This window comes from Candidatus Electrothrix sp., from assembly GCF_052785085.1.
The window spans coordinates 1-2688 of sequence record NZ_JALAAI010000216.1; the positions used below are offsets into that span (position 1 = coordinate 1).

The following is a 2688-nucleotide window of genomic DNA, read 5'->3' on the forward strand; positions in this document are numbered from 1 at the left end:
TCCGTGAAACATTAAAATTGCTTCCGCAAATTCCAGAAGGTATTTCTATTCAATCCATCGCTAATCAAGTAGCCGTTCTTGGGCGAGTTAATACGCCAGAAGAGGTGCTTTAATGGCGATGGTATTGAAACGGACATACGATTCTGTGCTGACTGGAAAGATTATCGATCATTACACCGGCCTTATATCCGATGGACTGACCCGGATTCAGGGGGAATTGCATTAGGTGGTATCCGTTGAATTGCTGGCCCGAATGAGAAAAAAAGACAGATTGAAGGGGCAAGCTACCTCCTGACCAGCTTGCCCTGATTTCTCGCCGTCTTAATCACGTTTTTGTTGGCAGTGAAAAGCTGTATTCCGGGCACGGTGGCATAATCGCCGTCATCGGTGATTATATTCTGAATACCGGCCTCTGACATGGCCTCAAGCAGGAAAAGGTCATAGCCGTCCAGAGATTCGGTAGCCATTCGTTGCAAAGCCTTATCTGTCAAGTCCGCATTGACGGTTAGATCAAGCGATTTTGACATAGTTTCCACCTGTTCCCAGGCGGTTTGAATTTCCGCAACAACATTATTTCGTTCAGCCGGGAAGTTGTGGCGAAACTTTTTTGTATTAGTGGCGGGAGATGATCGTCTGAAAATATCTCTTTCAGTGCCTTCGATAATATGAGAGAGTTCGTTTAACGAAAGGCCGCAATGGTGCAGTTGGCTTTTGGCGGAAAGGGCTTTCCCGATATAGGCGGGATAATGCCTTGTCTGGTGGGGCTGTGCCGAGTTGCTGGCCTTGGTGTAGGTCAGCCAGTACCAGACATTGGTATCAACCAGAAAGGCATCTTCCTGTTTCGGATTATCCCGCCGTATATCAACAACATTCGCCTGGACAGTATAATTTACTGCCATTGCAGCTCCTTGCTCTGCTCAAGGAAAATGTCGTCAAGATTTTTCCTGAATTCCGGTTCGTTGTAATAGCGTTTGGAATTCTCAATAACCCGCCGCATAACGGCCTGACCGTTGGAATTCAGCCCGTGAAAGGCAAGGAGACGGTTCAGGTCATCCGGTGCTATATCCTTCAGCAGTTGGCCGATGGCGGCATTGAAGAAGGGAGAGGCAAAGATTTCCACCTGGTCAAAATCCAGTTCCACGGGGCGGCCTGCTGTCAACTCCGGGTGAATGGTTTTATAGACCTGCTGGCCGTCATCCAGAGTGATGCAGTTTGCCCCTATCATTTTATGTATTGATGTTTTCATGGGGCGTTCCCTCCTTAAAAATACGGGCCTTGAATCGGTTCATCAGAAAAATGATAAAAAGATTCATCACATTTCAGCGTGATGTTGGCAAGTGTTCCCTGAAAAAACGAAGCCCTGTTGTTGACGATATCGGAAGAGCCGTCAATTAGAGTATAACCATTATGGCTGAATATTTCCAGCTGAGGAAACAGTTTGTTGCGTGGATTACAGGAAGACCGTTGTTTCAGCATGATTATTCCGTATCCTGCTATATATATGTTGTCAATTGTTCTGAAAGGACATGCGGAATATTCAAGCCTTACTGTGCATCTTTTTTTCCCAAGATTCCATTATAAATGCTGCAATAGTATGTGCCGCATGAACAGCAAGCCTTGCATGTCTTGGCTCCAGGTTATAACGAGTTCTGCCTACACCATGTGCGCTACCTGCATGAGTGCGTAATGAACCTATCCCGTTAACAATGGAAATAATTCCGGTTAATATTTTTTGCAAATCTTGATCTTCAATTTTTTGAGGATCAAAACCCAAATCTTTTCTAACAATAATCCAAATTTTATCTAAGCTGAGTTTCTTGGGAAGCTCCAAATGATCATGATCTTCAATATATATCCTGCAAATAGATTCTAAAATTGTACAGGCAGCTAAAACGGCATCAGGGGGATTTGAGCTAATGTTCTTTAAGGCTCTCTCAAATTCAGAAGATATCGTTTTAACATCATGACGCTTAATGATTTCTTCCAGTGATTTTGAAGGCGAACTTGTGTTTACATTTTCAGATATAATTCCTCCTGTAATATAGGTAAGTCCATACTCGTGTAATTTTTTTTTGAGTTTACCCCTGTTTTCCATTCGTTGTTTAATATGAGCATCATCAGAGCAAGAATCAGGGGCTGGGTCAGTCTCCATGTATTCTTCTATAATTTTACCAAGAATTGATAGAGGATCGACATCGGGCGTATTGTTCACAATCCTTAGCCACTCAAGAGCCTTGGCATATTTGGTGCGGTCTGGCGGTTCTCCCGGTGCTCCAGCATACATAAAAAGACTGTCAAGAGTTGCATGTGTTTCTTCATCGGCGACAATTGTACTCAGAATTGCAATAACTGGAGCAGGTATGTTCTTTCGCATGATCATTTAAAGTCAGGAATTGATAGTTTTTTTTGGGGATAAAAAAACATACTGAATTAAGAATGTAAACAAAGGGTTTCCGTCAAGGGCAAAAATGCACAGGGGAAGGCCGCAAGAGTCGTATTGTTTAAAATCCTGACAACCGGGGCACCACACTCCACCCGGTGCCTTGAATGAGAGCTGTTAACCCAACTTTGCGATACCGAGAAAATAATCCTTTTGAAATCAGCATGTTAAGTGTTTTGGCAATTCGTTCTTGGCACCACAGATTTTTTTATTTTCATTTTTTTTCTTACTGTCCCGCCAGGATAGTA

The 2688-nt window shown here is 43.3% G+C and carries 4 protein-coding genes; all 4 read right to left on the minus strand.

Going from position 1 to position 2688, the window contains the following annotated elements; genetic code table 11:
* Positions 1 to 284: 284 nt before the first annotated feature.
* Positions 285 to 899, minus strand: a complete 615-nt coding sequence (locus L2082_RS19015; protein WP_446011256.1) for a type II toxin-antitoxin system VapC family toxin — start codon at positions 897 to 899, stop codon at positions 285 to 287.
* Positions 890 to 1246 (minus strand): STAS-like domain-containing protein, encoded by a 357-nt coding sequence (locus tag L2082_RS19020; protein WP_446011257.1) that lies wholly within the window; start codon positions 1244 to 1246, stop codon positions 890 to 892. The genes L2082_RS19015 and L2082_RS19020 overlap by 10 nt, the downstream gene beginning before the upstream one ends.
* 14 nt (positions 1247 to 1260) lie before the next feature.
* Positions 1261 to 1476 (minus strand): hypothetical protein, encoded by a 216-nt coding sequence (locus L2082_RS19025; RefSeq protein WP_446011258.1) that lies wholly within the window; start codon positions 1474 to 1476, stop codon positions 1261 to 1263.
* A 61-nt stretch (positions 1477 to 1537) separates the two neighbouring features.
* Positions 1538 to 2374, minus strand: coding sequence for an abortive infection family protein (locus L2082_RS19030; RefSeq protein WP_446011259.1), 837 nt, complete (start codon positions 2372 to 2374; stop codon positions 1538 to 1540).
* Positions 2375 to 2688: the final 314 nt, after the last annotated feature.